Below are 24,577 nucleotides of genomic sequence, written 5' to 3' on the forward strand. Positions count from 1 at the left end.
CACGGTGGTGCAGTACAGCACTGTTCCCGTGCGGCGGGAGGTTCTGGTGCGAACGCCAACGCGAACGCGCAAGCCTCAGCCGACTCTCGCGTAATAAAGATTCTGCGGATGCTTCGCTTCGGCGAAAAAGAACCAGCGTTCCGCCACGAGGCCCGCGTATTGCACGAGACACGCTGCGGCCAGCAAGCCGAGCGAGACGTCGATCGAATGCATGCCTGCGCCCAGCGCCATCAGTAACACGGGCACGGCAAACGCGGCCACGAGGAAACCCCATTTGACGCCCCGCAGCGTCCCCGCCGATTTGCCGTGAAAGAATTCACGCAAATTGAAAGCGCCGGCGGTAAAGCCGCGTGAGATCTGTACGAGCTTCGGGTTTTTGATGCCGGTCGCGCTCTGCACGGTGGACTTCGGCCGCAACCGCGCATTGCGCATGAGCGACGCCGAGCGGCTGGCGCAGCCCGCGAGTGTCACCACGCAGGCACAGACCGCCAGCCCCGCTGTCAGCCCCGGCGCGAACCACGCGGTCAGCGCCGTCGCCAGCGTGAACCCGGAAGCGCAGCCTAGCAGCACGAAGTTGACCAGCGTGAGTGGCGTGGCCCACTCCTGTAGAAAACGCAGGCATGCATAGATCATCGCCGAGCAGACGAACAGCGCGGCGCTCGTTAGTACGCCGAGCACGCCTATCGCGAGCGACCACGGCGAGCCGAACCAGTGCGCGACGCCATAGAAAAACGAGCAGGCGAGAAACGCCGGCAGGCAGAGACATTCGCGCGACAGCCATGAGGTTCGCCACATCGCAACCGCACGCCATGCACGCTCCGGATGCCCGAGATGGAAGAACGAGGCGATCAGTCCGAGGCCGCCCAACACCACCGACAGCGCCGCGCTGGTGACGTAGAACGCATCCGCGGGCGCCGTGACGAGTCCGAGATGCGCAGCCGTCTCCACGCCGACCAGCGCGATCAGCAAGCCCTGCGCCGCGCCGCTCAACGTCGTGAGAAAAACCACCGAAAAAGCCGGATTCATCGCGAGATCCTTTAGATGCGCGTCGCCATCGACGCAAGATGCAGTTCGCCGCGCTCAAGCCGCGCATCGAGCGATTCGGGCACCTCCATGGCCGTACCCGTGCTTTTGCACGAGCAGCCGTCGCTGCCGCAACCCGAGGCCGACGTGGTGACGCGCGGCAAATAGTGGTTCGCCGGCCGTGTGTTCCACTCGGGCATCAGCTGATAACCGCCGCGCTCCTCGATCGCCTTCGACACCACCGACTCCGGATCGTGGATGTCGCCAAACAGTCGCGCGGAGGTCGGGCACGCGAGCACGCATGCCGGTTGGCGATCGCGCTCGGAGAGGTTTTCATCATGAATGCGATCGACGCACAACGTGCATTTCGTCATCTCCTTACGCGCTTCGTCGAGTTCGCGCGCACCGTAAGGGCACGCCCACGCGCAATATTTGCAGCCGATGCACTTGTCGAAATCGACCAGCACGAGGCCGTCTTCCTTGCGCTTGTAGCTCGCGCCGGTCGGACACACCGGCACGCACGGCGGGTCCTCGCAGTGCAGGCATGACTTCGGAAAGTGGATCGTCTCGGTGTTCGGGTAGCTGCCAGCCTCGAAGCTCTGCACGCGGTTGAAGAATGTGCCGGACGGGTCCGCGTCGTAGGGATTCAGGTCGGCGAGACTGCCCGATTCGCCCGACGTGTTCCACTCCTTGCAACTCGTCACACAAGCCTGGCACCCCACGCACACGTTCAGGTCGATTACCAATGCCATCTGAGTCATCAAAGGCTCCTTACTCCTTTATTGCGTTGTTCGCGCGCTTCGTTGCCATGCTGAAGTGTGAATCGCGCGTCACTTGCGCCCTGTCGCGCCGCGCAACCGCGCCGCGAACTCGCCGCGCCCCGCGAAGTAGGTCTGCACGATCCGCGAGATCACCCCGTTCGATCCCGGCAACGCGGGCATCGCGTCGAACTGCGGCAGCGTGTGCCGCGCGTCCGCTTCCGCCGGATAGATGCGCACGCGCACGTCGTACCACGCGGCCTGACCTGTTACCGGGTCCGAGTTCGAGAGGCGTCCAGCCGCGTCATCAGCGGCGGGAAGTTCGTCGGTGATGAGGTGGTTGAGCAGAAAGCCGCGCTGCGATTCGTTCGCGCCGGCGCCGAGATTCCATGCACCCGCGGCCTTGCCGATCGCGTTCCATGTCCATACCGTCCCCGGCTCAACCGTCTCGCTGAAACGCGCCATGCAACGCACGCGGCCCCATTGCGATTCGGCATAGATCCAGCTGCCGTCGGCGATGCCGTTCTCGGCCGCCATCAGTGGGTTCATGTAGAGATAGTTCTCGCCGTGAATCTGCCGCAGCCACGCGTTCTGCGAGTCCCATGAGTGATACATGGCCATCGGCCGTTGCGTCACGGCGGCGAGCGGAAAACGCGCGAGATCGGTGGAATCGCTTTCGAGCGGCGCATACCAGAACGGCAACGGATCGAAATACTTTTCGACGCGCGCGCGCAAGTGCTCCGGCGGTTGCCTGCCGCTCGTACGGCCCTGCGCGGCGAGCCTGAACTTCTGCATGACGTCGGAGTAAAGCTGGATCAGGATCGGCTCGTTGAATTTACGGAAACCGTTTTTCACTGCCCAGTCGAGATACGGCCCGTTGCAGTTGCGCATGTATTGGAGCGTCTCGGGCAAGCGGTAATGGAACACGCAATTGTTCTTCGCGTACTGCTCCCATTGCTGCGGATTCGGCTCGCCCACCAGCGCCTTGTCGCCGTCCTTGCCGCGCCAGCCGATCAGAAAGCCCACGCCGGAATTGGGCGTCGTCGTGTGGTTGACGATGAAGTCGGGATAGTCGCGAAAGCGCCGCGCGCCTTCGGCGGTCGTGAACGCGGGAAACTTCAGCCGCGAAGCGAGTTCGATCAGCACTTCCTGGAACGGCTTGCACTCGCCGGTCGGCGGCACGACCGGCACGCGCACGGAATCCACCGGACCGTCGAATTCGGAGATCGGCCGGTCGAGCATCGACATCGCGTCGTGCCGCTCGAGATACGTCGTGTCCGGCAGGATCAGATCGGCGAACGCCGTCATCTCCGACTGGAACGCATCGCACACCACGAGAAACGGAATCTTGTACTCGCCGTTCGCATGCTTGTCGGCGAGCATCTCGCGCACCTTCATCGTATTCATCGACGAATTCCACGCCATGTTGGCCATGAAAATCAGCAGCGTGTCGATGGGATAGGGATCGCCGCGCCATGCGTTGGTGATGACGCTATGCATCACGCCATGCACGGCAAGCGGATATTCCCAGGAGAACGCTTTGTCGATGCGAACCGGGCCGCCGTGTTCGTCGATGAACAGATCTTCGGGCGCGGCGGGCCAGCCGAGCGGCCCGGTCGCGAGCGGCGTGTTCGGCTTGACGGCGTCGGGGCTGTTCGGCGGTTTGGCCGATGGCGGCACCGCGCGGGGAAACGGCGACTTGTGACGAAAGCCGCCTGGCCGGTCGATCGTGCCCATCAGCGACATCAACACCGCAAGCGCGCGGATTGACTGGAAACCGTTGGAGTGCGCGGCCAGTCCGCGCATCGCATGAAAGGCGACCGGGTTGCCGGTCACCGTTTCGTGCGTCTCGCCCCACGCGTCGGTCCATGGGATCGGGAGCGTGATCCGGTGATCGCGGCTCGTCTGGATCATTTCGCCCGCGAGGCGGCGAATCGTGTCCGCTGCAATGCCGGTGATCTCAGCGGCCCATTCGGGTGTGCAATCGGCCACGCGTTCGCGCAGTAACGCGAATGACGGCGTGACCGGCGTGCCGTCCGCGAGCGTATAGCGACCATCGAGCGCGGGCGTCACGCCGGGGGCATGGTGCGGCACGGCGCGCGCGGCTTCGGCGTCCCACCAGAGATGATTCTGCGGAAACAGCGGATTGCCGACCGGCCGGTCCGGATCGCGCACGAAGAGGCCGAAATTCTCGCTGGATTCGTCCAGATCGACGAGCTCGGCCGCGTTCGTATAGCGCTGCACGAACTCGTGGTCCCAGGCGTCGGCAGCAATCAGTTCGTGCAGAAACGCCATGAACAGCGCGCCGTCGGTGCCCGGTTTGATCGGCACCCACTCGTCGGCAATCGCAGCATAGCCAGTGCGAATCGGATTGATCGCGATGAAGCGTCCACCCGCGCGCTTGAACTTCGAAATAGCGATCTTGAGCGGATTCGAATGATGATCTTCCGCCGTGCCGATCATAAAGAAGAGTTTGGCGCTGTCGAGATCGGGGCCGCCGAACTCCCAGAACGAGCCGCCGATCGTATAGATCATGCCGGCCGCCATGTTCGCCGAACAGAAGCCGCCATGGGCCGCGTAATTAGGCGTGCCGAACTGTTTGGCGAAGAGGCCGGTGAGCGCCTGCATCTGGTCGCGGCCGGTGAACAGGGCGAATTTCTTTGGATCCGTGGCGCGAATCGTGGCAAGACGCTTTTCGAGCACGTCGAACGCGACCTCCCACGACACCGGCTCGAACTGCGCACTGCCCCGCTCCGCGCCCGCCTTACGCATCAAAGGCTGGGTCAGGCGCGCGGGCGAGTACTGCTTCATGATGCCCGAGGCACCCTTGGCGCAGATCACCCCCTGGTTCAGCGGATGCTCGGGGTTGCCGTCGATATAGCGCACCTCGCCTTCACGCAGATGCACGCGAATACCGCAGCGGCAGGCGCACATGTAGCAGGTGGTCGTCTTGATCTCGAGCCGTTCGTCCTGCGTGCGGGCGTGGTGTTCCATGCGGGATCTCCGTCGCTGCTCCGGCTGTGTCGAAGCGGTATGGGTTCGATACCGACCATCCTATTCGCCGCGGGCCCACAAGGGAAATCGCCATTTACGAGAGAAACTATCCGCTGCGCTGATAGTTTCAGTTTGCCTTCAGATCTGGTCAGATCGGCGTCAATACCGCCTCGCCAGCAAAATGCCGCGTCGCATTGGCCAGAAAGTTGTCGACCGAAGCCGTGATCGCCTCCGGCGAGCGGCCGCCCACATGCGGCGTCAGGACGACGTTGCGCAGCGCCAGCAAGGCTTCGGGCGGATGCGGCTCGCCCTCGTAGACATCGAGCGCCGCACCGGCGATCGCGCCGGTAGCGAGCGCAGGCGGTCAAACGCGGCCACAGCCAGTCACAAGCAGCCGCGAGCGAGAAGCCCTGTTGCGAACCTGCTGCCGCGCAGCCTAAAGTCCATCCGAACCACGCCGTTATCTTCGTAAATGGGCCGGCGCGAATACCATGTGTCATGCGTCTTTCTTTTGAGCCGAACCCAAGCCGCTTTAAAATAGCCGGAACTCCGACCACGGGAATCTCATGCTGGACACCCTCCCGCGCGGCTCAGCGCCCGCCAACGACGCTCTGCAGGAAGTCCTCCGCCCCGAAGGAAGTCCCCTTGGGGGATCGGGGGACGATTCCGAAATGTTCGAACTCGCGCCTGTCTCGCTCTGGCTCGAAGACTTCAGCGGCGTGCGCACGTTATTCGACAGATGGCGGGCAGAAGGCGTGACCGACCTGCGCGCCCATTTCGCCGAATATCCGGCTCTTGTCGCCGAATGCGCGCACAGCATCCGCGTTATCAAGGTCAACCAGAAAACGCTGACGCAATTCGAGGCCGCCGATTTCGAAGCGCTCACCGGCAATCTCGCCTCCGTGTTCCGCGACGACATGCTCAAGACGCACCTGGAGGAGCTATGCCAGCTATGGGCGGGCCAAGCGCAGTTCACGAGCCAGACGGTCAATTACACGCTCGGCGGGCGGCGCCTCGACGTGCTGCTCAAGGGCGCCGTGCTGCCCGGCCATGAAGACCGCTGGGACCGCGTGCTCGTATCGGTCGAAGACATTACCGAACTCGAAGGCGCGCGGCATCGCGTGACGCTTGCCGAACAGTATGTGCGCGGCCTGTTCGAACATTCGCCGGTGTCGCTGTGGGTGGAAGATTTCAGCGCGGTCAAACGTCTGCTCGACGGGGCGCGCTCGGCCGGCATCAGCGATTTTCGCGTGTTCACCGACGTGCATCCCGAGTTTGTCGACCGCTGCATGCAGGAAATTCACGTGCTCGACGTGAACCAGCACACGCTCGACATGTTCGTGGCGAAAGACAAAAAAACGCTGCTGGCGCGCCTGCCGGACGTTTTCCGCGACGACATGCGGCCGCATTTCCGCGAGCAGCTGATCGATCTGTGGGAAGGGAAGCTGTTTCAGCAGCGCGAAGTGCTCAACTATTCGCTCGACGGCAACGAGGTGCACGTGCACCTGCAGTTTTCCGTCCTGCCGGGCCATGAACGCGATTGGGACCTGGTGCTGGTGGCCCTCACCGACATCACGGCGCGCAAGAAGGCCGAAGCGTACCTGGAGTTCCTCGGCAAGCATGACGTGCTGACCAAGCTGCGCAACCGCTCGTTCTATGTAGATGAATTGAACCGGCTGGAGCGCAAGGGTCCGTGGCCGGTGACGATCATCATGGCCGATCTGAACGGCCTCAAACGCGTGAACGACCAGCTCGGCCACGCGGCCGGCGACGCATTGTTACGGCGCGCCGGCGAAGTCCTTGCCAAGGCGACGGACGCGCCGTTTCATGCGGCGCGCATCGGCGGCGACGAGTTCGCGATCCTGTTGCCGGACACCGACGAGCGCGGCGGCGCCGCGATGGTCGATGCGATCCGCCAACTGATCGATCTGAACAACCAGTTTTATCCGGGCTCGCCGCTGAGTTTTTCGATGGGTGCGGCGACGTGCCAGCGCGGCGACCGGCTCGAAGCCGGCGTGCAACGCGCCGATCTGCTGATGTATGAGGAAAAACGCGCGCACTACGCGAACCGTCCGGTCGCGGACGCGCCGGGCGACTGACGCCGGGGCCGGGACGTTCTGCACGTTGGCGCGGCGTTTTCGATTGTTGAAAAGGCCGTGCCGCGTCAGCGGATTGGAAGCTCAGTCAGCCCGGCAGTTTAGACGCCAGCACGTCGACCTTCTGAATGCTGGGAGGCGTGGCGAATAGCTCGCCGGCCTTCGCCATCAGCGCGGCTGCCACCTTGCCGTTCAGATGCGCCTCACGGCCCGCTTCGTCCGGGAAGGCGTCGAAAATGCCGTACGTGGACGGTCCCAGCTTCAGACCGAACCATGCCGCAGTGGCAGGCTCCTCCTCGACGAGCGGCAAGCCGCTCAGCAGAAAGGCCTCGACATCCTTTTCCTTGCCGGGTTTGGCTTCAAGGCGAACGTACAGAGCGAGTTTGACCATGACGCGACTCCTTGGGTGAAGTGGGGACAATGGACCCGCTTTGCCGGGCCGGCAAAGCGCTGTGAAGGGCATCTGCTCGTCAGGCACTCAGCAAGTATAGGGCGGTGTTCGTGAAGCTGCGCCAGCGCGCATCTGGGTCGCACGGGGCAACACCGGGCAACATCAAGCACAGGCATTCAGGTTGCATCCGGGCAGAAAGGCACGTCAGCCTTTGTCGGTCCGCACCGCCTCACCGTAAGTGCTGACGATCCGCCGATCCTGCTCCTCTGCCGAAAACAGCTCCCATTCGAGCCCGTTGACATCCTTGCTGCTCGCGTACCCTTCTACCGAATCGTCCTCAAAGCCGACGTGCCGAGGCTGTCCAGCTTTGTCCGGCATCTCGTTGATCGAGAAATTGAGCAGATCGGTGCGCCACATCGAGTAACGACCCGGCACGACGGCTGTGGGCGGCTGGCCGAGCCTGACGCTGTAATCGTCGATGGAAGCCTCGAGGCTCGTAACAGCCAAAGCGATATGGAAGCGTTTCATAGCGGTTGTCCTGACGGTTAGGATGAGGTGTTTTCATCGTATCGGCGAAGCGCCGCCACAACCAGTTGCGCAATCATCCCGGTATCGCCATTACCGGTTTGCGTTAAAACAGCTTCCGGTGCGCAGGATGAATGCGGCTCCGTCAACGTCCGCTATACTCGCAAACCCCGAAGTTATCCGCGGTGCGCCGCGGTCTTGAAAGAAAATCATGTCGACGATTCCCGCCTGCCCGCAATGCGCGATGGAAAACACTTACCCGGACGGCGAAAACTACGTCTGCCCCGATTGCGCGCACGAGTGGCCGATGACCGCCGCCGCGAGCGCTGACGAGGCCGACGAGCGCGTCGTCAAGGACGCCAACGGCAACCCGCTGGCCGACGGCGACGCGGTGGTGCTGATCAAGGACCTGAAAGTGAAAGGCTCGTCGATCACACTGAAAATGGGCACCAAGGTGAAGAGCATTCGCCTGGTCGGCGGCGATCACGAAGTGGACTGCAAGATGGACGCAGGCAACTTCATGCTGAAGGCTGAATATCTGAAGAAGGTTTGAAGCAGCCGGGATTGAATCCGCGCGTTGAACCCGCGCGGACACGCGAGCATTTAAGCGCCCGGAAAGCGCAATTCGAAGCGCACCAAACCCGGCACCGGACACACCACGCGCGCCGTGCCGCCGTGCAGATGCATGATCGCCTTGACGATCGCGAGCCCTAGCCCGCTAGATTCGGTGAACGCGCTGCGCGCCGCATCCGCGCGATAGAAGCGATCGAACAGGCGGTCCAGTTGCTCGTCGGGAATCGGCGCACCGTCGTTTTCCACCACCACCGTCGCGCCCTGTTCGTCCTGCGTGCCGCTCAAACGCACCACCGTATCGCCTGCGCCGTATCGCACTGCATTGACGACGAGATTGTTGATCGCCCGCCGGCACAGCATCGGATTGACCGATGCCACGCCCTGAGCCTCGACGGTAAAGCGCATACCGCGTTCGTCGGCGGGGCCTTCGAAATAGTCTGCGATCCTGACGAGTTCGTCGTGCAGATCGACCGGCTCACGGTCGATGGACAGCGCAGCATGGTCCGCGTGCGCGAGAAACAGAATGTTCTCCGCGATGTGGCTCAATCGGCTCAGTTCTTCGAGATTCGATTCGAGCAATTGCTGATATTCATCGGCGTCGCGCGGTTTGGCGAGCGTCACCTGGGTCTGGCCGATCAAGGCACCCACCGGCGTGCGAATTTCATGCGCCAGATCGGCGGAGAACTGCGAGAGGCGCTGATAGCCATCGGCAAGACGGTCGAGCATGGCGTTGAAGGCGTGCGTGAGCTGGCGTAATTCGACCGGCGCGGCCTCGCTGTCGAGCCGCACCGACAAACTCGTCGGACTGATCTGCGCCGCCCGCGTGGCGATCTCGCGCACCGGCCGCAACGCGCGGCGCAGCACATAGTAGGCGAGCAGCGTCGCGGCCAGCATGCCGATCAGCGTGGCCAGCACGATGCGATTGCGGTACGCGGCCAGCATCCGCATTTCCTGAGTCATCGGATGCGCGGCGATCACTTCAAGCTCGCTGCCGTTCTCGCGTGCTTTGACAGTGGCCATCGCCCAATGAACCGGCACGCCGTCCGGCAACAGGGTCTGGCGGATGTCCGGGAGCGTCGGCAACCGGTTCTCTACGCCGGCCTGCAGAGCAGGAACCGCTATGTTGCCAGGGTTCACGTCGATGAACGGCGCTTCGCCCGGACGGCGAAACAGCAGCACATCCTGCTCCGCGCCGAGCATGGTCTCGAACAGCAAAGGGCGGTTCTTCAATTCGCTGACCGAATAGAGATCGCGCACGATGCGGCTGAAATGCTCGACACGGCCGGTAAGCACCACGTCCGCGCGGCGCTGCAACGACAGCTGCGCGGAGTGATAGAAATACGCGCCCAGCGTGCCGATCACCACACACGCGATCGCGGCGAACAACACCGTGGTGCGCGCCGTCAACGAACGTTCGGTCCACAGTTTCATGAGCCGTCGCCGAAGGTATAGCCGATGCTGCGCACCGTATGAATCAGCTTCTTTTCAAACGGATGATCGACCTTGGCGCGCAGCCGTTTGACGGCGACGTCGACCACATTGGTGTCGCTGTCGAAGTTCATATCCCACACTTCCGAGGCGATCTGCGTGCGCGATAGCGCTTCGCCCTGCCGGCGCACCAGCAGATGCAGCAGCATGAACTCTTTGTTGGTCAGCGCAATCTCGACGCCTTCGCGCGTTACCTTGCGACGCAGAACGTCGAGCTTGAGGTCGGCGATCTCGAACACATCGCTCTCGCGGATCACGCCACGACGCAGCAGCGTGCGGATGCGCAGCACCAGCTCGGTGAACGAGAACGGTTTGACGAGGTAATCGTCGGCGCCCAGTTCGAGACCACGGATGCGGTCGCTGACGTGATCGCGCGCGGTCAGGAAAATGACAGGCAGATCGCGCCGCGCCCGCAGCGCACGCATGATTTCCCAGCCGTCGATGCCCGGCAGCATCACGTCCAGCACCACGAGGTCGTACGCGTGTTCGAGCGCCATGTGCAGACCGTCCGTGCCGGTGCGCGCGAGGTCGACCGCGTAGCCGCTTTCGCGCAACCCCTTCTTCAGGTAGTCGCCGGTTTTCGGATCGTCTTCAATGACGAGGATGCTCATAGTGCATGGCTTCCGACCCCGAGAGCCGCCGTGGGCGTGGGTCATGAATGTGGACGTGGATATGACGGCCATTCTACGTGGCCGCGCCGCGCCGTTCATGACGTTTTTGTCATCCGTCTGTCACTCGCCGGAGCCAATCGCGCGCCTAATCTGCCCCTATCCTTCACCCACCCAGAGCTGACTCATGAAGATTGTCTCCGCTAATGCGATGCGCGTCATCGTCGCGCCCGCGCTCGTCGCTGCCTCGTTGTTTGCTGCAGGATCCGCCGCGCAAGCCCAAACCGCCATGCCCACGGGCGTACGCGGCACGGTGACCGCACTTTCGGGCGATGACCTCAAAGTGCACACGCGCGACGGCAAAGACGTCGACGTGAAGCTCACCAAGGACACGCCGATTCGCGGCGTCGCGATCGCCAATGTGAACGACATCAAGCCGGACAGCTATGTCGGCACCGCCGCGATCCCGCAGCCTGACGGCACGCTAAAAGCGCTCGAAGTACACGTCTTCCCGCCCAGCATGCGTGGCTCCGGCGAAGGTCATCGCCCGTGGGACCTCGGCTCGAACAGCACGATGACCAACGGCACGGTGGGTTCTCTCGTGGTCAGCAACGGCCGCACGATCACGGTCAAGTACAAGGACGGCGAGAAGAAAATCGTGATTCCGCAAGACGTGCCTATCGTCGCGCTCGAACCCGGTGACCGCTCGCTGTTGATGCCGGGCGCGAAGGTCGTGCTGTTCGCGCATAAGGAAGCCGATGGCTCGATGGCGGCGAATTTCATCTCCGCAGGCGAGCACGGTGTAACGCCGCCAATGTAATACGGCGCTTTTCAAGCGTTCGCTTTTTCAGCAGTTCGGACAGCCGCGTGCCGGAATGACGCAGCTTCTAAATTTTTCTTTGTTTCATCACCGCTCACCATGCCCGAACCGCACGCACGCTCTATCGTCCACCCATTCGTCGTCCGAATCACGCACTGGATCAACGCATTTGCGATGGTCTGCATGGTGATGAGCGGCTGGGCGATCTATAACGCGTCGCCCTTCTTTCCGTTCAGATTTCCGGTATGGGCGACCGTTGGCGGCTGGCTGGGCGGCTCGATTGCATGGCATTTCGCAGCGATGTGGCTACTGTGCACAAACGGATTGCTGTATCTGGCGTATGGGATCGGACGTGGGCATTTTCGGCGCAAGCTGCTGCCGGTCTATCCGCGCGATGTCATACACGACGCCGCATTAGCGATGCAGTTCAAGCTGCCGCACGATACCGGCAAATACAACGCGGTGCAGCGCGCGCTCTATCTCGTCGTATTGTTTCTTGGCGTGCTGCTGGTCTCGTCGGGGCTCTCGATCTGGAAGCCGGTGCAATTCTCGTGGCTTACCGCGCTATTCGGCGGCTTCGATTTCGCGCGTCGCGTGCATTTTGTCGCGATGGCGGGTGTGGTTGGTTTTGTCGTCGTGCATCTGGCGCTGGTGCTGCTGGTGCCGCGCACGTTGCTGCCGATGTTGACGGGCCGCGCAAAACATTCGGCGCACGAAGGAACTCAGGCATGAGCGAATCAAAACGTAAGGACTCGCGTAACACGCGCATTGTCCTCGCCGACCACAAACCGCAAATCGAACGATTGCAGCGGCGGTTGTTCCTGCGTTCATCGCTTTCGATCGGCGCGCTGGCGATGCTCTCGGGCTGCAACATGCAGGACGGCGATTCGGTCGACAAAGTGTTGTGGGCCATGTCGCGCTGGAACGATCGCGTGCAAGGATGGCTGTTCGATCGCAACAAGCTCGCGCCAACTTATTCGGCGAGCGAGATCACCGACCCGTTCCCGTTCAACGCGTTCTATCCGGAGTTCGACGCGCCGGATATCGACGGTTCGACGTATCAACTGGAAGTGTCCGGTTTGGTGTCGGACAAGCGCACGTGGACGCTCGATCAACTGCGCGCCTTGCCACAGGCTTCACAGATTACACGGCACATCTGCATTGAAGGATGGAGCGCGATCGGGCAATGGCGAGGCGTGCCGTTTCGCATGTTCCTCGAACGCATCGGCGCCGATCTGAGCGCTGGCTATGTCGGCTTCAAATGCGCCGACCGCTATTACTCGAGCCTCGACATGGCGACGGCCTTGCATCCGCAAACCCAACTGACGCTTGATTTCCGCGACGCGCCGCTGCCCGCCAAATACGGCTATCCGCTAAAGCTGCGCGTACCGACCAAACTGGGCTTCAAGAATCCGAAGCACATCGCAGCAATTTTCGTGACCAACACGAACCCCGGTGGCTATTGGGAAGACCAGGGGTACAACTGGTTCAGCGGTTTATAGGGCTTCCGGCGAACGCGTGCCTATACCGCAGTCACATAACGTGCGACCGGCTTGACCACGCGCGGCGGCGGCGCATCGTACACGGTGCGCATGCGCTTGACTTCATCGACCGGGCTCAGGCCGAACAGACGCTTGAACTCGCGGCTGAATTGCGACGCGCTTTCGTAACCGACGCGCGCCGCGGCCGCGCCTGCATTCAAACCATCCTGCACCATCAGCAAACGCGCGTGATGCAACCGCGTGGTCTTCACGTATTGCATCGGCGAGGTCGCGGTCACGGCCTTGAATTGCGCATGAAAAACGGCGAGGCTCATGCCCGCTTCAGAAGCGAGCGTATCGACGTCGAGTTGCCCGTGATAGTCGGCATGGATTCGCCGTAGCGCCTTGGCGATGCGGCCGAAATGATTCTGATGCGTGAGCGCCGCGCGAATCGCGTCGCCCTGCTCGCCCGTCAACACGCGATAACAGATTTCGCGCACTACGCCAGGCGCGAGAATGCGCGCGTCGAGCGGCGAGGCTAACGCTTCCATCAAACGCTGCACGGCATTGCTCAGCGCCGGATCGAGCGGCGTCGAATAGATGCCGAGCGGCTCGTTCTGCGTGGCGCCCTGCGTTTCGTTCAGCGCCATCAGCAACTCGGCCACCATGGTCAAATCGACTCGTACTGAGATGGCGAGGAACGGCTCTTCCGGGCTCGCCTCGGTTTCACATTCGAACGGCAGCGGCACCGACAGCACCAGGTATTGCTGCGCGTCGTACTGGAACACCTGATCCCCGAGAAAACCGCGCTTGCGCCCCTGGCAGACGATCACGATGCACGGCTCGTACATCACGGGCATACGTGGCATCGGCACATTCGCGCGCATCAGATTGACCCCTTCCAGGCTCGAGCGCGTAACGCCCGGATTGGGTGCAAGCGTGTCGAACAACTCGACCAGACGCTGCTGGGCAGGATCGACGGGGTCGCCACCGGCCGGGTCGCGTTCGACCGATGCGGGTTCAACAGAACGGGTTGACATGACGGTATAGTGACGCGCAAGAGAATAATGCTTGAAATTTAGCATCAAACGACCTACTGCGGTCGTCGCCAGGAGTTTTAGGCAAACCTTCAAGATATTCAGGTATTCCCCGAATCGCTCCCGGCTCCTAGTATGGGAACTCTGCCGGATCAGCTTTTTCCACGCTGCGCGGGCCTCGGTCGCCAATTCACTGTTTCGGTGAAAACGTCGGCCAAGGCTTGCGCCATGATCCCGGTTCACAACAAGGTTTGGCCGCATCGGCGACGCGGGTCGCCCATCGTCGGCGCCTTGCGACATCACCCTCTTTGCTGGAGCTACCCATGAGCACGACTTATGCCTATGCAGCGACCGACGCTACCGCGCCGCTCGCCCCGTTCGAAATCCAGCGCCGCGAACTGCGCGCCCATGACGTGCAGATGGAAGTTCTGTTTTGCGGCGTGTGCCATTCCGACTTGCATCAGGCACGCAACGAATGGAAAAACACGGTTTTTCCGGTGGTGCCGGGCCATGAAATTGTCGGCCGCGTAACGGCAGTGGGTCCGGACGTGACGAAGTACAAGGCAGGCGATCTGGTGGGCGTGGGATGCCTGGTCGATTCGTGCCGTACGTGTGCGAGTTGCGAGGAAGGTCTCGAGCAGTATTGCGAAAACGGTTTTGTCGGCACGTACAACGGTGTGGACCGGGTTGACGGTCAGATCACTTACGGCGGTTATTCGACGCAACTGGTGGTGGATGAGGAATTCACGCTGCGGGTGCCGGAGAATCTCGACCCGGCGGGTGTGGCGCCGTTGCTGTGCGCGGGTATCACGACGTATTCGCCGCTGCGCACGTGGGGTGCCGGTCCTGGCAAGAAGGTCGGGATTGTCGGTCTTGGCGGCCTGGGTCACATGGGCGTGAAATTGGCCCGTGCGATGGGCGCGCATGTCGTGTTGTTTACGACGTCGCCGTCGAAGATTGACGATGCCAAGCGGCTTGGCGCGCATGAGGTTGTCATCTCGAAGAATGCTGAAGAGATGGGAGCACATGCCAACAGCTTCGATTTCATTCTGAATACCGTTGCTGCGCAGCATGATTTGAATCCGTTTTTGAATCTGCTGAAGCGTGATGGGACGATGACGTTGGTCGGTGCTCCGGAGCACGATCATCCGTCGCCGCAGGTGTTCAATCTGATCTTCAAGCGTCGCCGTCTGGCTGGTTCGCTGATTGGCGGGATTGCCGAGACGCAGGAGATGCTCGATTTCTGTGGCGAACATGGGATTACTTCGGATATTGAGGTGATTCCTATGCAGGGGATTAATGAGGCTTATGAACGGATGCTTAAGAGCGACGTTAAGTATCGGTTTGTGGTTGATCTGGATTCCATGCGGAAGTGATGGTTTTTTTGCCTGCGCGGCGCCAGGTGGGGTTTGGGGCCTTGCAGGCAGGGGCTTTTCTTGGTTTGGTTGTCTTCGCGGCGTTTTTTGTCTGTTTGCCTGCGGCGTTGGCCTTTCCTTGATCTGACTTTTTAACCTTTCCTTGATCTGACTTTTTGGCCTTTCCTTGATTTGATATTGGTCTATTAGCGTTCGCCCCTGTGCGGGGCAGGCACTTACTTTCTTTGCCGCCGCAAAGAAAGTAAGCAAAGAAAGCGGCTCCAACCGCTAATTCTTAAGCGGGTCCCCTGGCTTGGAGGGGGTAGTGGTGCATCTGGAATCCGTGCTCTCGCACATTCGACGTTAGTGACAAAGAACTCATCAGCTCCCACTCCGCACTGCGTGCGTCGCGGATGGGTCTGCCAGGGAAACCTGGGGCTTCGTTTTTTGCGCAGCGGGGGTTATCGGTTTCGCCGCTGCAAGCTCTAACAATAAATCACACTCGCAATCAACTTCACGTCGTCGGTGCCTGGTAGACCGCCGGTTCACAAGAACAGCGCACGGTTTATGAAGCACTCTTCGGCGCGCGCAGCGACGCTGGAAATATGACTGCCTTGTCACCGGCGCGGAGTGTGCGAGAACACAGATTCCAGATGCACCACTACCCCCTCCAAGCCAGGGGACCCGCTTAAGAATTAGCGGTTGGAGCCGCTTTCTTTGCTTACTTTCTTTGCGGCGGCAAAGAAAGTAAGTGCCAGCCCCGCACAGGGGCGACGCTAATAGACCAATAAGAATTCAAGGAAAGGCCAATGCCGCAGGCAAACAGACAAAAAGCGCCGCGCAGGCAGAAAAACCCAAATAAAGACCACCGCCGCAGGCAAACAAACAATGCCGCCGCCAAAGGCAAAAAAGCCCCCTTAACACTAACTGGAGTTTGAATCGTGATTGACAGAATAACTGCAATGCGGACATTCATCCGAATCGTGGACACAAACAGCTTCACCCGCGCAGCGGAGTCACTAAACATCCCGCGCGCGACAGCGACAACCATCGTCCAGAACCTGGAAGCCCTGCTAGGCACCGCCCTCTTAACCCGCACGACGCGGCGCCTGAGCATCACGCCGGAAGGCACGGCCTACTACGAGCGCTGCGCGCAAATCCTCGCCGACATCGACGAAATGGAAGCCAGCCTCCGTCACTCAACGGATAACCTGACCGGCCGCCTGCGCATTGAAATGCCCGGCGCGGTAGCGAGCGCCATCGTCCTGCCGGCACTGGACGAGTTCCACACCCGCTACCCGAACCTCGATCTGGCTATCGGCGTCAGCAATCGGACAGTCGACCTGATCTCGGAAGCCATCGACTGCAGTATCCAGCTAGGCGAATTGCCGGACTCAAATCTGATCGCGCGGCAATTAGGCACCCTCGAGCACGTGACATGCGCAAGCCCGGCCTACCTGGCACGCCACGGCACGCCCGGCGACCTCGACGATCTGCGCGGACACGCCGCTGTAAATTGCATGTCGCCGCATAACGGCCGCGAAGTCGACTTCGACTTTGAAGTGGACGGCGAAGCGCAAAACGTCAAGGTCAAAGGCTTCGTTAAAGTCAGCGACGAGCAGGCTTATCTCACCTGCGGATTGCAAGGCCTGGGGCTGATCCAACCGGCGCGGATCGCCGCGCAGCCCTACCTCGATTCGGGACTGTTGCGCGAAGTGCTGCCGCAATGGAAACCCGTGCCGATGCCGGTCTCGGTCGCGTATGTGAAGAACCGCCGGGTGTCGCCACGCGTGCGGGCCTTCGTCGACTGGCTCGCGGAATTGTTCGAGCAAGCCGAACACGTCGATCAGGACCTGTCGCGCGTCCGTCAACTGCTGCGTGGCCTGCATCCCGCCTAAGGCGGGTTTCATGCAGGCCCGCAACACCCCAGAGGCGTTAGTTCGGTAGTGTCACCGGACGCGTCCGCAGATCAACGTAAAAATTGAAAAAAACCGGATTGTCGAAGCGTTTGACGATCGTCATCTTCCGCAAACCCGCTGGCGGCGAACTGGTGTAACCGGTCGACTTGCCATCATTGGCGCCGAAGCTCATATCCACGTCCACCCATCCATCCACAGTCTGCGTCGCAAACGACGGATGCATCAAATATGCGAGCGTCAGCGTGTCCCAGATGTTCGTGGTGTAGTTCTGATTGGGTTCAAAACCGTTCTTGCCGTCGAAACCATAGCCGTTCAACGTCTTGAACAGTTGCGTGATGATGGTCTGTTTCGTCGGATCATGCGCGACACGGTCAGCCGCACGGACCACACGCCTGATTGCCGCGCGTCACGAGGACACGCGGTACATGCCTGAACTTAGGGCTGGCGCGCCTGGGGCGCCGCCCCCGGACAAGCGGGGTCTTTACCCCAATGTCCGTCGCACACGCGCCAGCGGCACAACTGGTCTTCGAAGAAGCCGCGTTGTCCACACTCTTTCACGCGTTCGGCCAGCTTGGCGTTCCCAGTGGTAGCCGAAGCACTGACCTTCGTAGCCGTGTTGCCGTCGGCCGCTTTCGCATCGGCCGGTTTGGTCCGTGCCACGAGCGCAGCTAATAGATCGGCATCCGAATCATCTTTCGAAGCATTACCGGCCGCGCGCGGTTTCTTCGTTTGAGCGACCGCGGTCGGCGCGCTCGCGTGATGACTGCTTGCGGTCGTGCTTTCCTTCTTGCCGTGGGCCGCCGTCTCGTGTTTCGCATTGCTGGCGACAGCCTTTGAGCTCTTATCGTGCTTTGCCGCCGGCACTGTGACTGCCGACGCGGCCGTTGCGGACGCAACCGGTGTAGACGCGTTGCTCGGCTCAGCGCCAGCGGCGAGCGCGCGCGATAAGCGGCTCTCATCGCCGCTTGCGGACGCACCCGCGGATGCCGCTGGCGCCTTGCTGTCGCTATCGTCCGCAACGATCGTGGCCGCTTGCGACGACGCTGCCGCCGGGGCCTCCGCTTTCGCGGTGACCTGCGGCGCACCGCTGGCGGCGGACGCCGGCACGGCAGCTTTCTCGGCGTTGGCGGGCGCGGCTGAAGCCAACGACCCCGTCTGCGCACGCTGCTGCATATGCCACGCGCCCCAACCGCCGGCCGCGATCACCAGCAAGGCGACCAGCACGAGCGGCGCTTTAGACCGGCGTGGTTTATCGGTAGGCGGCGCGACGCGGCCTTCCAGGTTCGCAAGAATTCGCGAACCATTGGCGTCAGCGCCTTTAGCCTTATCGGATAACAGGCTAGGTGGGGCTTTGGAATTCGAACTTTCCGGCGCACTCATTCACTGTCTCATTGAATCCTAGATTATTTCGCCGTGATAATACCGTTCCGGCTCCTCTCCGAGCAGGCCTGATTCTAAGAGCAAGCATTGCAAAATACAATTGTTTCCAATTTCCGGGGTCGACTTTGATTGCCGTAGTACTTCTCGCCTATTTCGCCATCGCCGTTGTGATCGCCGCAATGCTGCTATTGCCGGCGGTACGCGCCTCTTTATTAGGCGCCGCACTCGCCATTCATGGCCGCGTTATGCGTGGAGCATCGCAAGGTGCATCACGTGCTCGTGGTCAATTATTGCGCTCGGCAAAAATTTCGCAATCGACCGCAGTCGATATGCAAAAGTTACTGGCAAAGCGGCGCTTGCTGATTTTTACCACCACAGGTATTCTTGCGACGCCGCCATTGGTGGCATTGGCTTTACGCGGCCGGCAATTATTCCAATTCGATGACACTGCACGGGTACCGGACGAGAAAATTGCCGCGTTATTGAATGGCGAACAGCTCGTGCCCCCGCCGCCGCTGCCGCCCGAGGTATTTGCAACGCAGGAAGTGGAGCAGATTCGGCCCGCATTGAAAGACGCGAGCCGCGACTGGAATTTGCTCGACGCTGATTTCAGAACACGTCTATTGCTCGTGTACAAAATCATGCACGAGCAATACGGGTATGAAATGGCATTGCTGGAAGGTTATCGCAGTCCGGAGCGGCAAAACCGCCTGGCGCAAATGGGGGGCAACGTCACCAATGCTGCAGCGTTTCAGAGTTATCACCAATACGGTCTTGCCGCAGACAATGCGTTTTTGCGCGACGGCAAGCTCGTCATTTCAGAAAAAGATCCCTGGGCCATGCGAGGCTATCAGTTATACGGACAGACGGCCGAACAGGTCGGCCTGACGTGGGGTGGCCGCTGGAAAATGATGGATCTCGGGCACGTTGAATATCACAAACCCGGCTTCGTCCTGGGGCGCGGTCATTAAGGCAAAGCGGGCAATAAAGAGGTTGCAATGGGGCGTTCAATCAATTTTTCTGGCAAAAGTCGGCAATGCCGCATGCATAACGGCATTCGTCCAATCGCCATCGGCGGGACACTTTATGGCGGATTTAACAATCCGGCCGCATTCATCTTCGCCTGAATATGCTTTCGTTTTGTTTTAAACGCGAGCGCCGGCAGACTTTGCCCGCGCTCGCGCCATGCTGTTTGCCACACACGCACCACAACACACATCACCAAGACCTGAACGGCTTATGCGACGCATTCTTAACGTGTTGACCCACACACGCACGCTCTCGATCATCGGCTTGCTCGCGCTCGCTGCTGTTTTATTCATCGGCGCCGATACCTTGCAGATCGACCTGATGTGGCCGGCCGTCGTTCTCGGCGCGGTGATCGCGCTATGGCTGCTGGTCTGGGTGGTGCGCCGCCTGCGCGCGCGGCGCGCGAACGACAAGCTCGGCGAAATGCTCGAGCAACAGGCCGAAAAGCAGACCGAAACCGGCCCCGCGCCGACGCCCGCACGCCAGGCAGAACTCGACGTGCTGCGTACGCGCCTCGTCGATGCGGTGAAGACGATCAAGACCTCGAAGATCGGTCAGATGTCCGGCGGCTCGGCGCTGTATGAATTGCCCTGGTACATCGTGATCGGCAACCCGGCCGCAGGCAAGAGCAGCGCCGTGTTGAATTCCGGCCTGCAATTTCCTTTCGCCGACAAGAACAATGCGGTGATTCACGGCATCGGCGGCACGCGGAATTGCGACTGGTTCTTCACAACTGAAGGCATTCTGCTCGACACCGCTGGCCGCTACTCCGTGCACGAAGAGGACCGCACCGAATGGCTCGGCTTCCTCGGCCTGCTCAAGCACTTCCGGCCGAAGGCGCCGATCAACGGCATCATCGTGACGGCGAGTATTGCCGAGTTGACCTGCAGCAAGCCCGAGTTCGCGATCAATCTCGCGAAGAATCTGCGCCAGCGCGTGCAGGAGTTGACCGAGAAGCTCGAAGTGTTCGCGCCGGTGTACGTGATGTTCACCAAGGCCGACCTGATCACGGGTTTCACCGAATTTTTCAGCGGCAGCGACCGTCACGAATATGACCGCGTGTGGGGCGCCACCCTGCCCTACGAGCCGGACGAGAAGCGCGACGTAGTGGGTCTGTTCGACGAGCATTTTGAAGAGCTCTATGACGGCCTGAAAGAAATCAGCGTCGCGCAGATGTCGATCAGCCGCGGCAACAAGCTCTCGCCGGGTCAGTTGAGTTTCCCGCTCGAATTCTCGGCGATCAAGCCCGCGTTGCGCGCCTTCCTCGCCACGCTGTTCGAAACCAATCCGTTCCAGCACAAGCCGATTTTCCGCGGCTTCTACTTCACGAGCGCGTTGCAGGAAGGCGAAACCAACAGCGCCGCCGCCACGCGCATCGCCAACCGCTTCGGCCTCTCCGCGGACAGCCTGCCCAAGCCGCATAGCGCGTTCTCGAAGAACGGCTTCTTCCTGCGCGATTTGTTCTCCAAAGTGATCTTCGCCGACCGGCAGACCGTCAAGCAGTTCGCCAGCCCCGCCAAGACGCGCATGCGTTATGCCACGTTCTTCGGCTTTGTCGCGGTGCTCGCGTTGGCGCTCGGCGGCTGGACGTGGTCGACGATCGGCAATCAGCAGCTCGCCGACAATGTCAAGGCCGACCTCGACAACGTGGTACGCCTGCAGCAGAACCGCAACGACCTGCAATCGCGTTTGCAGGCCATGGACATTCTGGAAGACCGCATCGACCAGCTCGAACAATTCCGCCGCGACAAGCCGCTGGCGGTGTCGCTCGGGCTGTATCAGGGCGACCGCCTCGAACAGCACTTGCTCACCGAGTATTACAACGGCGTGCGCCAGATCCTGCTTGACCCGGTCTCGCAGAATCTCGCGTCGTTCCTGAAGGACGTCAACGCGCACCCCGATCAGCTCGCACCGTTGAACCGCACGCCGGACGCCGCTGCGATTCCGGTGTCCGCGCACACGGCGATGGCGGCGAACAGCCAGGGCGGCCTGTATAGCGACGCGTCGCCGACCAACGTCGAAGACGCGTACAACGCGCTCAAGACCTACCTGATGCTTAGCGACAAGCGTCACGTGGAAACCGCTCACCTGACCGATCAGGTCGCCCGCTTCTGGCGCGGCTGGCTCGAAACGAATCGCGGCAACATGCCCCGCGACGAGTTGATCCGCAGCGCCGAGCGCATGATCACCTTCTATCTGTCGCGCGTGTCCGACAACGACTGGCCGATGATCGACCAGAACCTCGGTCTCGTCGACCAGACCCGTGAAAACCTGCGCCGCGTGGTGCGCGGCATGCCGGCCCGCCAGCGCGTCTATGAGGAAATCAAGGCGCGTGCGTCGACCCGTTTCGCGCCGATGACGATCGCGCGCATCGTCGGCGAAAACAATACGGCGCTGGTGGCCGGCAGCTACGCGATCCCCGGCACCTTCACGCGTGAAGCGTGGTTCCAGTATGTGCAGCCGGCGATTCGCGATGCCGCCACGAAGGAATTGCAAGCAAAAGACTGGGTGCTCAACACCTCCGCGCATGACGACCTGACGCTGGAAGGCAGCCCCGAGCAGATCCAGAAAGCGCTCGTCGCGATGTACAAAACGGAGTACGCGATGCACTGGCAGAAGTTCATGCAAGGCATTGCCGTGCAAAGCTTCGGCAGCTTCGGTCAGGCCGTGGATGCGATGAACCGTCTTGGCGATCCGCAGGATTCGCCGATCCGCAAGGTCCTCGAAACCGCGTACGACCAGACCTCGTGGGACAACCCGTCGCTCTTCAACGCGAACCTGAAGCGCGCGCAAACCGGCGTGACCAGCTGGTTTAAGAACTGGTTCTCGCGTGCGCCGACCGGCCAGTTGAACGCCAACATCGACATCAACGGCAATCCGGTTGAAGTACCGATGGGGCCGATCGGCCAGGAGTTCTCGGCGCTGGGCCGCATCGTCGTCTCGGGCGACAACGGCTCGATGTTGAAGGGTTACATGGACACGCTCTCGAAGGTCCGTACGCGCTTTAACGTGATCAAGAACCAGGGCGATCCGGGACCGGGCGCGCGTCAGCTGATGCAGCAGACGCTCGACGGCAGCGGCTCCGAGTTGGCCGATTCGCTGAAGTACGTTGACGAACAGATGCTGACGGGCCTCACCGATTCGCAACGCAAGGCACTGCGCCCGCTGCTGGTGCGTCCGCTGATGGCGGCGTATGCGGTGGTGATCCAGCCGGCCAGCGTCGAAGTCAACAAGGTGTGGAACGCGCAGGTCTATCAGACCTTCCAGGGCTCGCTCGCGAACAAGTATCCGTTTGCAAGCGATGCGAAGGTCGAAGCCGGCGCCGGTGAAATCGCCCAGGTGTTCGGGCCGGACGGCGCGATCGCCAAGTTCGTCGGCACCACGCTCGGGCCGCTCGCGGTACGCCGCGGCGACACGCTGACCTCGCGCACATGGGGCGATATGGGTCTCGCGCTGACGCCCGACTTCACCAGCGGTTTCGCACGCTGGGTGGCGCCGCTTGCCGGCGGCGCAGCGAGCTCGTCGGGCCAAAGCTCGGCCGAACCGCAGACCGTGTTCCAGATCCTGCCGCAGCCGAGCAGCGGCACCACGGAATACACGCTCGCGATCGACGGCCAGCAAATGCGTTACCGCAATACACCACCGCAGTGGACCAACTTCGTATGGCCGAATCCGTCGGGCTCGCCTGGCGCGACGCTGAATGCCACGACCTTCGACGGCCGCACGCTGCAGCTGGTCAACGAGCCGGGCCGCTACGGCCTGGAGAAGCTGATCAACTCGGCACAGCGCAAGCGCCGTCCGGACGGCACCTTCGATCTGTCGTGGACGCAAGGCAACGTGACGGTGGCGGTCAGCATGCGCATCATCAGCACGTCGCAGGCCTCGGGCGGCAGCAGCGACGCGCCGCAACAGCAAAGCCTGCGCGGCTTGCGCCTGCCTTCCTCGGTGGCGGATGTGAGCGCAGCGGCGAATTCGGTCAATGCGACGGCCGCCGGTGGGACAGGACCAATAGGAACAGCGGGCTCCCCGCCTGCTGCCGCGCCGGCTTCGCCGGCGGCACGGCCGGCGACGGCCGCCGCCGCGGTTTCGAACACAGGGGGTGCGCAATGACGCAAACCGTGCAGGCGCAAATCGCCTACTTCGGCAAGATTCCGTCGCGCGGCGACTTTGTCAAAAGCGCGCATAACCCGCAACTGCTGGCCACGCTCGACCGCTGGATCGCCGAGGCCATGGAGTTGCTCACCGAGGATCCGCGCTGGAAGATCGTCTACGAAAACGCCAAGCCGATGCACTTCGCGTTCCTCGGTTCGCGCAGCAAGCTGGCGATTGCCGGGCATATGGTGGCAAGCCAGGATCAATCGTCTCGACGCTTTCCGTTTCTTGCCGCCACCGCGTTGGAAGTTGAAAAACCGCTGACGTTCCTGGCGCATAGTCCGCTAGCCTTTGCGCGCCTGTGGTCGCGCATCGCCTCGCAGATGAAGCCGCTGCTCGGCGTGAGCGAGCAGGCTGGTGCGCTACAAGCGCTCGGCGAAACCCAAGTGCCGATCGAAATCGGCGGTGGCCCGGGCAATCCGCACGACGGCACCTTCAACGACTTCGTCGAGCACCAGACACTCTCCGGCCTCGAACAGATGCTGCTTGCGAGCGGCCATCCGGTGCGCTTGCGCGGGGCCATGCTGGCGCTCGGTTCGCTGCTGCGTCCGGTGATGCAAAGCGGTTCATCGCATCTCGAACGCGGGCTGACATTGCCGCTGCCGAACGACCCGTTCTATCGCTCGCTAGTCGCCGCCTTCTGGCTCGAACTGATCGCACCGTTCGTCTCGCAGGCCGATTTCGAACTGGCGATTTTTATCGGCACGATTGCCGAGCGCGAACGGCTCATCATCGGCTTTAACGGCGCCTCGGCCAAAACGCTGCATAGCGTGGTCGATCCGCAGGCGTACGCGGCACATAACATCGATATCGACGATCCCGAGTGGATCGACGAACACGCACAAAACGACCATGGCATCAGCAAGCTCGTCAGCTACCTCGACCAACCGCAACTGTCGTTGCGTGTCAGCATCGACACGTTCCGCGAAGCATTCACGGGAGCGTGAC

Annotated in this window: 21 protein-coding genes and 2 pseudogenes; 12 read left to right on the forward strand and 11 right to left on the reverse strand. The window is 61.6% G+C overall.

What is annotated here, in order from left to right:
* Positions 1-75: 75 nt before the first annotated feature.
* The 4 genes and pseudogenes from GNZ13_RS21090 to GNZ13_RS21105 form a co-directional block, all read right to left on the reverse strand.
* Positions 76-1,026, reverse strand: coding sequence for a dimethyl sulfoxide reductase anchor subunit family protein (locus GNZ13_RS21090; protein ID WP_172167775.1), 951 nt, complete (start codon positions 1,024-1,026; stop codon positions 76-78).
* A gap of 11 nt (positions 1,027-1,037) precedes the next feature.
* Positions 1,038-1,784, reverse strand: a complete 747-nt coding sequence (locus GNZ13_RS21095; RefSeq protein ID WP_172167776.1) for a 4Fe-4S dicluster domain-containing protein — start codon at positions 1,782-1,784, stop codon at positions 1,038-1,040.
* A gap of 69 nt (positions 1,785-1,853) precedes the next feature.
* The gene (locus GNZ13_RS21100) at positions 1,854-4,775 is read right to left on the reverse strand and encodes a molybdopterin-dependent oxidoreductase (protein ID WP_172167777.1); all 2,922 of its coding nucleotides are present in this window, start codon (positions 4,773-4,775) and stop codon (positions 1,854-1,856) included.
* 148 nt (positions 4,776-4,923) lie between these two features.
* A pseudogene (locus GNZ13_RS21105) lies at positions 4,924-5,133 on the reverse strand (NAD(P)-dependent oxidoreductase); the annotation flags it as partial.
* A 208-nt stretch (positions 5,134-5,341) separates the two neighbouring features.
* Here GNZ13_RS21105 and GNZ13_RS21110 point away from each other — a divergent pair.
* Entirely contained in the window at positions 5,342-6,874 is a 1,533-nt protein-coding gene (locus tag GNZ13_RS21110; protein ID WP_172167778.1) for a sensor domain-containing diguanylate cyclase, read from the forward strand.
* An 85-nt stretch (positions 6,875-6,959) separates the two neighbouring features.
* On the opposite strand, the gene GNZ13_RS21115 is transcribed toward GNZ13_RS21110, so the two are convergent.
* Entirely contained in the window at positions 6,960-7,262 is a 303-nt protein-coding gene (locus GNZ13_RS21115) for a putative quinol monooxygenase (protein WP_172167779.1), read from the reverse strand.
* A gap of 204 nt (positions 7,263-7,466) precedes the next feature.
* Entirely contained in the window at positions 7,467-7,790 is a 324-nt protein-coding gene (locus GNZ13_RS21120) for a VOC family protein (protein ID WP_172167780.1), read from the reverse strand.
* A 208-nt stretch (positions 7,791-7,998) separates the two neighbouring features.
* Here GNZ13_RS21120 and GNZ13_RS21125 point away from each other — a divergent pair, with 208 nt between their 5' ends.
* Entirely contained in the window at positions 7,999-8,340 is a 342-nt protein-coding gene (locus GNZ13_RS21125) for a zinc ribbon domain-containing protein YjdM (protein WP_074287721.1), read from the forward strand.
* A gap of 50 nt (positions 8,341-8,390) precedes the next feature.
* On the opposite strand, the gene GNZ13_RS21130 is transcribed toward GNZ13_RS21125, so the two are convergent.
* Together GNZ13_RS21130 and GNZ13_RS21135 are read right to left on the reverse strand one after the other, a co-directional pair.
* The gene (locus tag GNZ13_RS21130) at positions 8,391-9,791 is read right to left on the reverse strand and encodes a heavy metal sensor histidine kinase (RefSeq protein WP_172167781.1); all 1,401 of its coding nucleotides are present in this window, start codon (positions 9,789-9,791) and stop codon (positions 8,391-8,393) included.
* A complete protein-coding gene (locus GNZ13_RS21135; protein ID WP_172167782.1) occupies positions 9,788-10,459 on the reverse strand; it encodes a heavy metal response regulator transcription factor in 672 nt (223 codons plus the stop codon). The genes GNZ13_RS21130 and GNZ13_RS21135 overlap by 4 nt, the downstream gene beginning before the upstream one ends.
* 184 nt (positions 10,460-10,643) lie before the next feature.
* On the opposite strand from GNZ13_RS21135, the gene GNZ13_RS21140 reads away from it, so the two are divergent.
* The 3 genes from GNZ13_RS21140 (at position 10,644) to GNZ13_RS21150 (ending at position 12,778) form a co-directional block, all read left to right on the forward strand.
* Complete coding sequence (locus GNZ13_RS21140; RefSeq protein ID WP_172167783.1) at positions 10,644-11,276, forward strand: hypothetical protein; 633 nt, start codon at positions 10,644-10,646, stop codon at positions 11,274-11,276.
* Between the two features lie 99 nt (positions 11,277-11,375).
* Complete coding sequence (locus tag GNZ13_RS21145; protein WP_172167785.1) at positions 11,376-12,008, forward strand: cytochrome b/b6 domain-containing protein; 633 nt, start codon at positions 11,376-11,378, stop codon at positions 12,006-12,008.
* Entirely contained in the window at positions 12,005-12,778 is a 774-nt protein-coding gene (locus tag GNZ13_RS21150; protein ID WP_172167787.1) for a molybdopterin-dependent oxidoreductase, read from the forward strand. The genes GNZ13_RS21145 and GNZ13_RS21150 overlap by 4 nt, the downstream gene beginning before the upstream one ends.
* Positions 12,779-12,798: 20 nt before the next feature.
* Here GNZ13_RS21150 and GNZ13_RS21155 read toward each other — a convergent pair whose 3' ends face one another.
* Complete coding sequence (locus GNZ13_RS21155) at positions 12,799-13,797, reverse strand: AraC family transcriptional regulator (RefSeq protein WP_236002111.1); 999 nt, start codon at positions 13,795-13,797, stop codon at positions 12,799-12,801.
* Between the two features lie 320 nt (positions 13,798-14,117).
* On the opposite strand from GNZ13_RS21155, the gene GNZ13_RS21160 reads away from it, so the two are divergent.
* The 3 genes from GNZ13_RS21160 to GNZ13_RS21165 all read left to right on the forward strand — a co-directional run bounded on the left by GNZ13_RS21160 (position 14,118) and on the right by GNZ13_RS21165 (position 17,047).
* Positions 14,118-15,170 (forward strand): NAD(P)-dependent alcohol dehydrogenase, encoded by a 1,053-nt coding sequence (locus GNZ13_RS21160; RefSeq protein WP_172167789.1) that lies wholly within the window; start codon positions 14,118-14,120, stop codon positions 15,168-15,170.
* 788 nt (positions 15,171-15,958) lie between these two features.
* The gene (locus tag GNZ13_RS53520) at positions 15,959-16,087 is read left to right on the forward strand and encodes a hypothetical protein (protein WP_268959173.1); all 129 of its coding nucleotides are present in this window, start codon (positions 15,959-15,961) and stop codon (positions 16,085-16,087) included.
* Positions 16,088-16,090: 3 nt separating this feature from the next.
* Entirely contained in the window at positions 16,091-17,047 is a 957-nt protein-coding gene (locus tag GNZ13_RS21165; RefSeq protein WP_172167790.1) for a LysR family transcriptional regulator, read from the forward strand.
* Positions 17,048-17,084: 37 nt separating this feature from the next.
* Here the strand turns inward: GNZ13_RS21165 and GNZ13_RS21170 are convergent.
* Both GNZ13_RS21170 and GNZ13_RS21175 read right to left on the reverse strand, forming a co-directional pair.
* Positions 17,085-17,441 (reverse strand): annotated as a pseudogene (locus GNZ13_RS21170) (nucleoside hydrolase); the annotation flags it as partial.
* A gap of 62 nt (positions 17,442-17,503) precedes the next feature.
* Positions 17,504-18,448, reverse strand: a complete 945-nt coding sequence (locus tag GNZ13_RS21175) for a hypothetical protein (RefSeq protein WP_172167792.1) — start codon at positions 18,446-18,448, stop codon at positions 17,504-17,506.
* Positions 18,449-18,573: 125 nt separating this feature from the next.
* On the opposite strand from GNZ13_RS21175, the gene GNZ13_RS21180 reads away from it, so the two are divergent.
* The 4 genes from GNZ13_RS21180 to tagF all read left to right on the forward strand — a co-directional run bounded on the left by GNZ13_RS21180 (position 18,574) and on the right by tagF (position 24,576).
* On the forward strand, positions 18,574-19,419 hold the full coding sequence (locus tag GNZ13_RS21180) for a M15 family metallopeptidase (protein WP_172167794.1): 846 nt from the start codon (positions 18,574-18,576) through the stop codon (positions 19,417-19,419).
* A 27-nt stretch (positions 19,420-19,446) separates the two neighbouring features.
* Positions 19,447-19,575 (forward strand): hypothetical protein, encoded by a 129-nt coding sequence (locus GNZ13_RS53525; RefSeq protein WP_268959174.1) that lies wholly within the window; start codon positions 19,447-19,449, stop codon positions 19,573-19,575.
* Positions 19,576-19,687: 112 nt separating this feature from the next.
* Positions 19,688-23,587, forward strand: coding sequence for a type VI secretion system membrane subunit TssM (gene tssM / locus GNZ13_RS21185; RefSeq protein ID WP_172167795.1), 3,900 nt, complete (start codon positions 19,688-19,690; stop codon positions 23,585-23,587).
* On the forward strand, positions 23,584-24,576 hold the full coding sequence (tagF, locus tag GNZ13_RS21190) for a type VI secretion system-associated protein TagF (protein ID WP_172167797.1): 993 nt from the start codon (positions 23,584-23,586) through the stop codon (positions 24,574-24,576). Before tssM ends, tagF begins: the two co-directional genes overlap by 4 nt.
* The last annotated feature ends 1 nt before the right edge of the window (position 24,577 follow it).

It is taken from the genome of Paraburkholderia elongata, assembly GCF_013177735.1.
In the GTDB taxonomy this organism is placed as follows: Bacteria; Pseudomonadota; Gammaproteobacteria; order Burkholderiales; family Burkholderiaceae; genus Paraburkholderia; species Paraburkholderia elongata.

What these genes read in the sequence shown, in the direction of transcription:
- GNZ13_RS21090 (WP_172167775.1), bottom strand. Translation starts at nt 1,026, where the DNA reads ATGAATCCGGCTTTTTCGGTGGTTTTTCTCACGACGTTGAGCGGCGCG.
- GNZ13_RS21095 (WP_172167776.1), bottom strand. Translation starts at nt 1,784, where the DNA reads ATGACTCAGATGGCATTGGTAATCGACCTGAACGTGTGCGTGGGGTGC.
- GNZ13_RS21100 (WP_172167777.1), bottom strand. Translation starts at nt 4,775, where the DNA reads ATGGAACACCACGCCCGCACGCAGGACGAACGGCTCGAGATCAAGACG.
- GNZ13_RS21110 (WP_172167778.1), top strand. Translation starts at nt 5,342, where the DNA reads ATGCTGGACACCCTCCCGCGCGGCTCAGCGCCCGCCAACGACGCTCTG.
- GNZ13_RS21115 (WP_172167779.1), bottom strand. Translation starts at nt 7,262, where the DNA reads ATGGTCAAACTCGCTCTGTACGTTCGCCTTGAAGCCAAACCCGGCAAG.
- GNZ13_RS21120 (WP_172167780.1), bottom strand. Translation starts at nt 7,790, where the DNA reads ATGAAACGCTTCCATATCGCTTTGGCTGTTACGAGCCTCGAGGCTTCC.
- GNZ13_RS21125 (WP_074287721.1), top strand. Translation starts at nt 7,999, where the DNA reads ATGTCGACGATTCCCGCCTGCCCGCAATGCGCGATGGAAAACACTTAC.
- GNZ13_RS21130 (WP_172167781.1), bottom strand. Translation starts at nt 9,791, where the DNA reads ATGAAACTGTGGACCGAACGTTCGTTGACGGCGCGCACCACGGTGTTG.
- GNZ13_RS21135 (WP_172167782.1), bottom strand. Translation starts at nt 10,459, where the DNA reads ATGAGCATCCTCGTCATTGAAGACGATCCGAAAACCGGCGACTACCTG.
- GNZ13_RS21140 (WP_172167783.1), top strand. Translation starts at nt 10,644, where the DNA reads ATGAAGATTGTCTCCGCTAATGCGATGCGCGTCATCGTCGCGCCCGCG.
- GNZ13_RS21145 (WP_172167785.1), top strand. Translation starts at nt 11,376, where the DNA reads ATGCCCGAACCGCACGCACGCTCTATCGTCCACCCATTCGTCGTCCGA.
- GNZ13_RS21150 (WP_172167787.1), top strand. Translation starts at nt 12,005, where the DNA reads ATGAGCGAATCAAAACGTAAGGACTCGCGTAACACGCGCATTGTCCTC.
- GNZ13_RS21155 (WP_236002111.1), bottom strand. Translation starts at nt 13,797, where the DNA reads ATGTCAACCCGTTCTGTTGAACCCGCATCGGTCGAACGCGACCCGGCC.
- GNZ13_RS21160 (WP_172167789.1), top strand. Translation starts at nt 14,118, where the DNA reads ATGAGCACGACTTATGCCTATGCAGCGACCGACGCTACCGCGCCGCTC.
- GNZ13_RS53520 (WP_268959173.1), top strand. Translation starts at nt 15,959, where the DNA reads ATGCCGCAGGCAAACAGACAAAAAGCGCCGCGCAGGCAGAAAAACCCA.
- GNZ13_RS21175 (WP_172167792.1), bottom strand. Translation starts at nt 18,448, where the DNA reads ATGAGTGCGCCGGAAAGTTCGAATTCCAAAGCCCCACCTAGCCTGTTA.
- GNZ13_RS53525 (WP_268959174.1), top strand. Translation starts at nt 19,447, where the DNA reads ATGGGGCGTTCAATCAATTTTTCTGGCAAAAGTCGGCAATGCCGCATG.
- tssM (WP_172167795.1), top strand. Translation starts at nt 19,688, where the DNA reads ATGCGACGCATTCTTAACGTGTTGACCCACACACGCACGCTCTCGATC.
- tagF (WP_172167797.1), top strand. Translation starts at nt 23,584, where the DNA reads ATGACGCAAACCGTGCAGGCGCAAATCGCCTACTTCGGCAAGATTCCG.